The following is an 8198-nucleotide window of genomic DNA, read 5'->3' on the forward strand; positions in this document are numbered from 1 at the left end:
ATATTCGTATGTCAGAAAATTTTGCGCAGTTATTTGAAGAAAGCTTAAAGGGTTTTGAAGCAGAGCAAGGCTCTATCGTTAAAGGTACAGTAATCTCTATCGAGAATAACATTGTACTTGTAGATGCTGGTCTTAAATCAGAAAGTGCTATCCCTGCAGAGCAGTTCAAAAATGCTGCTGGTGAACTAGAAGTTGCTGTAGGCGACGAAGTAGATGTTGCACTAGATGCAATTGAAGACGGTTTCGGTGAAACTATCCTTTCTCGTGAGAAAGCTAAGCGTCACGAAGCATGGATCCGTCTTGAGAAAGCATGTGAAGAGCAAGAGACTGTTACTGGTGTTATCAACGGTAAAGTTAAAGGCGGTTTCACAGTTGAAGTTGATTCAATCCGTGCTTTCCTACCTGGTTCACTTGTTGATGTTCGTCCAGTACGTGACACAACTCACCTTGAAGGCAAAGAGCTTGAATTTAAAGTAATCAAGCTTGACCAAAAACGTAACAACGTTGTTGTTTCACGTCGTGCAGTTATCGAATCTGAAAACTCACAAGAACGTGAAGAGCTTCTTGCTAACCTTGTTGAAGGCCAAGAAGTTAAAGGTATCGTTAAGAACCTTACTGACTACGGTGCATTCGTTGACCTTGGTGGTGTTGATGGTCTACTACACATTACTGATATGGCTTGGAAGCGTGTTAAGCACCCTTCAGAAATCGTTAATGTTGGCGACGAAATCGCAGTTAAAGTTCTAAAATTCGACAAAGATAAAACTCGTGTTTCTCTAGGCCTTAAACAGCTTGGTGAAGATCCATGGGCAGCTATCGCTGGTCGTTACCCAGAAGGTTCTAAACTTTCTGGTCGTGTTACTAACCTTACAGATTACGGCTGTTTCGTGGAAATCGAAGAAGGCGTTGAAGGTTTAGTACACGTTTCTGAAATGGATTGGACTAACAAGAACATCCATCCTTCAAAAGTTGTAAGCCTTGGCGACACTGTTGAAGTTATGGTTTTAGAAATTGACGAAGAACGTCGTCGTATTTCTCTTGGTCTTAAGCAATGTATTGCTAATCCTTGGCAGGAATTTGCTCGTCTACAAAACAAAGGCGATCAAGTTACTGGTAAGATCAAATCAATCACTGACTTCGGTATCTTTATCGGTCTTGACGGTGGTATTGACGGTCTTGTACACCTTTCAGACATTTCTTGGAATACACCTGGCGAAGAAGCTGTACGTGAATTCAAGAAAGGCGACGAAATCACTGCTATCGTATTGCAAGTTGACCCAGAGCGTGAACGTATCTCTCTAGGTGTTAAGCAAATCGAAGCTGACCCATTCAATAACTACCTTGATGCAAACAAAAAAGGTGCTATTGTTAAAGGTAAAGTGACTGAAGTTGATGCGAAAGGCGCAACTGTTGAACTTATCGAAGGCGTTGAAGGTTACATCCGTGTAGCTGATATCGCTCAAGAGCGCGTTGAAGATGCAACTACTGTTGTTTCTGTAGGCGACGAGATTGAAGTTAAATACGTTGGTGTTGATCGTAAGAACCGCACTTTAAGCTTATCTGTAAAAGCTCTTTTCGAAGCAGAAGAGAAAGAAGTACTAGAGAAGCTTAAGAAAGAAGAGCCAGTGTTTGAAAACGCAATGGCAGCTGCTTTCGCAAATGCACAAAAAGACTAATATATAATTAGTTTTTAGTTGGAAGGGCATTTTTTGCCCTTCCTATATCTCTTTTTAAGGAAACGCTATGACTAAGTCAGAATTGATAGAAATACTTGCGGAACAACACGCACACGTTCCAGTGAAAGATGTTGAGAATGCTGTAAAAGAAATTCTTGAACAAATGGCCGGCTCATTATCTACTTCAGATCGTATTGAGATCAGAGGTTTTGGTAGTTTCTCTTTGCATTTCCGCGCTCCTCGCACAGGTCGTAATCCTAAGACTGGCGATACAGTTGAGCTTGAAGGAAAGCATGTACCTCATTTTAAACCAGGCAAAGAATTACGCGACCGCGTGAATGAAAGCATTGCCTAGTTAACTTAGTGGAGTAGTTACTTGTTCAAGGTATTAAAAATTATTCTGGCTGCACTATGCCTTATCAGTGCATTTGTATTAGGGTCACAAAACCCACAGTTAGTACAAGTAAATTACATTATAGCCAGTAATACGCTACCTTTAGCTGTAATAATAAGTATCTGCTTTTTATTAGGTGTTTTGATTGGTTGTTTTATTAGCTTTAAATTGTTTTCGCAATTAAAGTGGCAAAACTACCGCTTAAAAAAGCAATTAGCGCCTGAAAAAGATAAAAAAAAGCTTGCCGCGAATAAAGACACCTAACTATGATTGAGCTTTTGTTTTTACTATTACCCGTTGCCGCTGGTTACGGTTGGATTATGGGTAAAAACAGTGCTAAAAACCAAGCTCATCAACTTAATCGTCAGATCACTTCTGAATATAGCAAAGGCTTAAAATTTCTACTCGATAGAGAAGAAGATCAAGGCTTAGAGCATTTAATCAACTTACTTGAAGTTTCAGCCGACTCGGTTGAACACTATTCTACACTTGCCACCATGTTTCGCCGTAGAGGTGAATTAGACCGCGCAATAAAAATTCACGAACTTCTATTAAAACACCCAAGCTTAAATGAACAACAAGCTGCAACTAGTCGTTTAGAACTAGCCGAAGATTATATAATGGCTGGACTACTAGATAGTGCGGAAGAGCACTTAGTTTGGTTAGTTAAAGCAGGGCATGTAGAAGCGCTGGACCCTATTATCACTTTATATTCGCAAACCCGTGAGTGGGAAAAAGGCATCAACATGTTTGAAGCCCATAGCGAATTATTTTCAAAAGAACAGCAATTTAAAGCAATTGCTAATTTTTATTGTGAGTCAGCTTTAAGTGACAATACACCCCAACTAATGAGAAAAGCGATTAGCTTAAATTATAAAGCCGTGCGTCCGCTTTACGAGTTAGGGTTAGTTGCTTACGCAAAAGAAGATTACGTTAAAGCTATTTATTACTGGCGTGAACTTGTCTCTCAATTTACCTTGTTTGCTCCGTTGTTTATTGATGAGCTGGCACACAGTTATAAACAATTGAATTTGACGCATCAATTTCACGAGTTAGTCAGTGACTTGTTAGAGAAGGGCGGAGTATTAATTAAAATAAAGCATTGCCAAGCATTACTTGAGCAAGGTCACACCAAGCAAGCCTTTGAATTTTTAACTGATAGCTTAAAACGTCAACCTACTATTCGTGGTTTTAGTTTTTTACTGCAATTAATGGGTGACCAAAATAAAAATACTAAAGAAGTACTTAACGAAATTGATAAGCTTGTAACCTCTTATATTGCTACAAAACCAGATTTCCAATGCCAGCATTGTGGTTTTACAAGCTACACCATATATTGGAACTGCCCTTCTTGTAAGCATTGGGAAACCATTGTTCCAAGTCGAGGCTTAGACGGATTTTAATAACCCCATAATTTATAACTTTACTGCCATTCACTAGGATAGTTATGTCTTTCGAACACTCAAAAAAAATTCTTATTGCATTAGATTACGATGATCAAGAAGTTGCTTTAAACTTTGTTAAACAACTTTCTCCTGATACTTGCCGTCTCAAGGTCGGCAAAGAAATGTTTACCTATTTTGGACCTGCATTTGTTAAAGAGTTAATTGATTTAGGTTTTGATGTTTTCTTAGATTTAAAGTTTCATGATATTCCTAATACAGTAGCTAAAGCGGTTACTGCAGCTGCTAAAATGGGGGTGTGGATGGTAAACGTTCATGCTTCTGGTGGCTTTGAAATGATGAGCAAAGCTAAATCGGCTCTAGAGCAATTTGGTGACAAAGCGCCATTACTTATCGCTGTTACTGTATTAACAAGTATGGATGAAACAGAACTTAAGCGTTTAGGTGTTGATAAATCAGCTCAAGAGCAAGTTATCTATTTAGCTAAGCTTGCAAAGGAAGCTGGGCTTGATGGTGTTGTGTGCTCTGCACAAGAAGCAAAAGCTTTAAAAACAGAGTTAGGTGATAGCTTTAAGCTTGTTACGCCTGGTATACGCCCTGAAGGGAGTGATGCGGGTGATCAAAAGCGTATAATGACTCCTAAGCAAGCTATAGATTCAGGAAGTGACTATTTAGTTATAGGCAGACCGATTACTCAAGCAGATAATCCTGTAAAAGTGCTTAGTGATGTTAATAACTCTATAGCTTAATTTAACATTAAGCAGTCATATAGTGCTAAAACCCTTACCTTATGTGAGTTTTATGTTACATTAATAAAATCAAAATGTAGTAGGGGTTTGTTTTGAAGTTATTTTTTGGTTCTATAGTAATTGTTATTGCGGGTTTTTCAGTAAATAAGTACGTTTTTTCTAATAAAGCATACGATGGTGTAACAACCGTTACAGATATAATTCCAACGTACCCAGTCGATATGTTTGATTTTAAAAAAACAATGCAAGATTATGCTCATCATCTGTGTTACAAAAATGAAGATACACTCATATCTCAGCATGTAAGCGTTAGTGAATGTATATCAAAGCTTGATGATAAAAAAACAGAATGTGAAAAAAAGGTTTTTCGTTTGGCGCCGCTCAATCTTGAGTCGGAAGTTGAAGTGCTTGATTATTCAAGGCAATATACGCAATGTACATTGCCTTATAAATATATTTTAGGTTAATTACAAACAGGTATTATTAGTAATTACAGCCAATTATAATTAAGATCTTAAGCGAATGGATTTCGCTTCAATATCTATTAACTCTTGTTTAAATAAGCCACCAATTGCTTTTTTATAATTAGCCTTACTTGTAGAAAACATCTTTTTTATTGCTTCAGGATCAGACTTATCACCAAGTGGAATAACACCGCCTTCGTTTTTAAGCTTTTGCATAATAGTTTCACCAAGGTCACTTACTTTTCCCATACCTGGCTTTTCTAGTACAACATCAATTTTTCCGTCGTCACGTACTTTTTGAATATAGCCTTTAAGCTTTTGACCCACAAATAAGCTTTTAAATACCATATTGTAAAAAACAACACCGAAGTGCGACTCTTCAATTAATACTTTGTAGCCAATATCTGTTTTGCCAGCAACAATTAAATCCACTTCTTGTAAGTGAGTATATTGCGGCTCATCTTTTGATGAGAAACGATTAAAATTGTTTGAGGCACAAATACGTTGGCTTGCATTATCAAGGTACAGGCGTACTAAATAAGAATGGCCTTCTTGCATGCGTGGCTTTTGTTCATTAAAAGGTGCAAGCACATCTTTCTCAAGCCCCCAATCTAAAAATGCCCCAATACTATTTATTTCTTTAACGCGTAGTAGGGCATACTCGCCAACTTGAGCATGTGGTTTCTTTATTGTTGCTGTGGCTAAATTAGCATTGTCTAAAAAGATAAATACACTAATGCTATCGCCCGCTTCAAGCTCATGTTTAATTTCTTGTTTTGGTAAAAACACTTCACCTAAATCATGACCGTCTAAGTAAGCACCTTCGTTACTCACTTCTTTTACAAATAATGTTTGTGTGGTTCCTAGGTAACTCATAATTATTCCTGCTCAGTCTTTTTTTTACGGCGCATTGGTGTATCGCCATCAATGTTCATTGGTGCTTTAATAGGTGCTGTTGGCTTTTTAGCTTTGGTTTTGCGTTTAAATACAGGCTTTTTAACAGCGGCGGATTTTTCTTTAGATTTATCCCACGTTGCCTCAGGCTTTTTCTCTTTTAAGCCTTTAAACTTAGCTTTTAAGCTCTCTACGCTCGCAAATTTTAATTCGTCATTTAAAAATGCTTTAATAGCTAAATAACTTGCCCAATCTTTTGGGCCAACTAATGAAATTGCATTTCCTTTAAAGCCAGCACGTCCTGTACGACCTATGCGGTGTACATACTCTTCAGCGTGTTTTGGTAAATCAAAGTTAATAACGTGCGTTACGCTTAACAAATCTAAACCACGAGATGCAACGTCGGTGGTAATCAATATTTTAAAGTTTTCGCGACTAAACGAATCCATGATATCTAAACGTTTGTTTTGCGTTAAATCACCAGCAAGCGCTACAGATTTGAAGCCTTTAGCATTAAGGGCTTCACTCAAACGGCTCGTGTCAGAACGCGTTGCTGTGAAGATAATACATTGACCAACATCATCTTGGTTTAAAAAATGCTCTAATAACGCTTCTTTATGATCAAGGTGATCGGCAAGGTATAACGTTTGTTTAATATCACTATGTTGCTCATTTGCTGCACTTAGCGTAATTTGCTTTGGTTTTTTTAATAGGTTACGTGATAGTGCATCTACTTGTGCATGGTCAAGTGTTGCAGAAAACAATAACGTTTGGCGTAATCGGTGATTAGCTTGCTCGTTAATCATTTTTAACTGCTCGGTAAAGCCTAAATCTAAAATACGATCGGCTTCATCAAAAATAAGCAGTTCTAGTCCACTCAATTGCAATGAGCGTTTTGTTATGTGATCAGCTAAACGCCCAGGTGTAGCAACTACGAATTGTGGGTCGTTTCTAAGAGCTTTTATTTGGTCATTAAAGTTTTCGCCGCCAAGTATTTTAACTGCCTTAATAGCTGTGCCTGCAATTAATAAACGCAGCTGAGTAAATACTTGCGTAGCAAGCTCACGCGTAGGAGCAACAATAAGTACACGAGGATCGCGTTTGCTGAGTGCTTTTTGTTTCATAACCCTTTGTACAGCAGGTAATAAAAACGCCAAGGTTTTGCCCGACCCAGTTTTAGACTGAGCGAAAATGTCATGCCCTGCAAGTGCGGTAGGCACTGCATGCGCTTGAATATCGGTGGGCTGGGTGATCCCTTGATGTGCTAATTGTGTTTCAAGGCGTGTATCAATCCCAAGATCAGTAAACTGCAATGTGTGTTTCTCCAAAATGAGCAAATTAACTCTATAAATTTATTAGCGCATTATAGCTTACACAGCTAGGTCGCTAACAGTAAAAACCAATCTATAGCGCTATTTTTTGCAATTAAACTAAAAAAGCGTAAAATACGCGCCCCATATGCGCCGGATTTACGATTCGGTAAACGCCAATATTGGCTAACAAGGCAAAATAGGAAATATAATGACTGTTGTTCATAAAGATAATGTAACGGGCGATCACTTTGTAGTATGTGCGCTGTATAAGTTTGTAGGTTTACCTGAATTTGAAGCTATCCGTAAGCCATTACTAGAAGTGATGGAAGCAAATGAAGTACGCGGTACTTTATTGCTCGCTGCCGAAGGTATAAACGGCACTGTTTCTGCAAAACGTGAAGGGATAGACAACTTATTAGCATGGTTAGATGAGCAACCAAATTTAAAAAACATCGTTACAAAAGAATCTTACGACGATGAATGTCCGTTTTACCGCACTAAAGTAAAACTAAAAAAAGAAATTGTAACGATGGGCGTTGAAGGCGTAGATCCGCTTAAAGTTGTGGGTAGCTATGTAAAGCCAAATGAATGGAATGCACTTATATCTGACCCTGAAGTAATTTTAATTGATACACGTAATGATTACGAAATTGAAATTGGTACATTTCAAAATGCGGTCGATCCAAATACCAAAACGTTCCGCGAATTTCCACAGTGGGCAAAAGAAAACTTAGACCCTGAAAAACACAAAAAAGTGGCGATGTTTTGTACAGGTGGTATCCGCTGCGAAAAATCGACAGCCTACATGAAAGAGCAAGGTTTTGATGAAGTCTATCACCTTGAAGGCGGTATCTTAAAATACCTAGAAGAAGTGCCAAAAGAAGAAACCATGTGGGAAGGCGAGTGTTTTGTATTTGATAATCGCGTTGCGGTTAATCACGACCTACAAAAAGGCTCTTATGATCAATGCCACGCGTGTCGTATGCCAATTACAGAAGACGAAAAGTTAAAGCCTGAATACATGGAGGGCGTCTCTTGTCATCATTGTATTGAAGAAGTTACGGATGAACAACGCGCACGTTTTGCAGAGCGCCAAAAGCAAATAGAATTAGCGCAAGCGCGTGGTGAAGGCCATATTGGTAATGAAGCACAAGCTGTTTTACAGCAACGTAAAGAAGCTAAAAAAGCCCAAAAAGACGCTCAGCGCGGTAAATAAATTTATACAATAAGTATTACATTTAAAGAGTCTATTTAGGCTAATGCCGTTCACTTAAGGTGAGCGGCTTTTTTATTTCTAGCGTACCG

The 8198-nt window shown here is 38.4% G+C and carries 9 protein-coding genes; 7 read left to right on the forward strand and 2 right to left on the reverse strand.

What is annotated here, in order from left to right; translation table 11 throughout:
- Positions 1-8 precede the first annotated feature (8 nt).
- From rpsA to GQR53_RS08640, 6 genes are all read left to right on the forward strand, one after another.
- Complete coding sequence (gene rpsA / locus GQR53_RS08615; RefSeq protein WP_002961176.1) at positions 9-1676, forward strand: 30S ribosomal protein S1; 1668 nt, start codon at positions 9-11, stop codon at positions 1674-1676.
- A gap of 67 nt (positions 1677-1743) precedes the next feature.
- On the forward strand, positions 1744-2031 hold the full coding sequence (gene ihfB, locus GQR53_RS08620) for an integration host factor subunit beta (protein WP_002961178.1): 288 nt from the start codon (positions 1744-1746) through the stop codon (positions 2029-2031).
- Between the two features lie 21 nt (positions 2032-2052).
- Positions 2053-2334 (forward strand): LapA family protein, encoded by a 282-nt coding sequence (locus GQR53_RS08625; protein WP_024595025.1) that lies wholly within the window; start codon positions 2053-2055, stop codon positions 2332-2334.
- A gap of 2 nt (positions 2335-2336) precedes the next feature.
- Positions 2337-3473: a lipopolysaccharide assembly protein LapB gene (lapB, locus tag GQR53_RS08630; protein WP_002961182.1), complete on the forward strand. Its 1137-nt coding sequence runs from the start codon at positions 2337-2339 to the stop codon at positions 3471-3473.
- Between the two features lie 44 nt (positions 3474-3517).
- Positions 3518-4222, forward strand: coding sequence for an orotidine-5'-phosphate decarboxylase (gene pyrF, locus GQR53_RS08635; RefSeq protein ID WP_002961184.1), 705 nt, complete (start codon positions 3518-3520; stop codon positions 4220-4222).
- A 92-nt stretch (positions 4223-4314) separates the two neighbouring features.
- A complete protein-coding gene (locus GQR53_RS08640) occupies positions 4315-4689 on the forward strand; it encodes a hypothetical protein (RefSeq protein WP_024595713.1) in 375 nt (124 codons plus the stop codon).
- 39 nt (positions 4690-4728) lie between these two features.
- On the opposite strand, the gene GQR53_RS08645 is transcribed toward GQR53_RS08640, so the two are convergent.
- Together GQR53_RS08645 and GQR53_RS08650 are read right to left on the reverse strand one after the other, a co-directional pair.
- On the reverse strand, positions 4729-5562 hold the full coding sequence (locus GQR53_RS08645) for a S1-like domain-containing RNA-binding protein (protein WP_165743595.1): 834 nt from the start codon (positions 5560-5562) through the stop codon (positions 4729-4731).
- A gap of 2 nt (positions 5563-5564) precedes the next feature.
- Complete coding sequence (locus tag GQR53_RS08650) at positions 5565-6893, reverse strand: DEAD/DEAH box helicase (RefSeq protein WP_165743597.1); 1329 nt, start codon at positions 6891-6893, stop codon at positions 5565-5567.
- 208 nt (positions 6894-7101) lie between these two features.
- On the opposite strand from GQR53_RS08650, the gene GQR53_RS08655 reads away from it, so the two are divergent.
- On the forward strand, positions 7102-8109 hold the full coding sequence (locus tag GQR53_RS08655) for a rhodanese-related sulfurtransferase (RefSeq protein ID WP_165743599.1): 1008 nt from the start codon (positions 7102-7104) through the stop codon (positions 8107-8109).
- Positions 8110-8198: the final 89 nt, after the last annotated feature.

Origin of the sequence: Pseudoalteromonas sp. Z9A6 (genome assembly GCF_011378805.1) — a bacterium.
GTDB classification, from domain to species: Bacteria; Pseudomonadota; Gammaproteobacteria; order Enterobacterales; family Alteromonadaceae; genus Pseudoalteromonas; species Pseudoalteromonas distincta.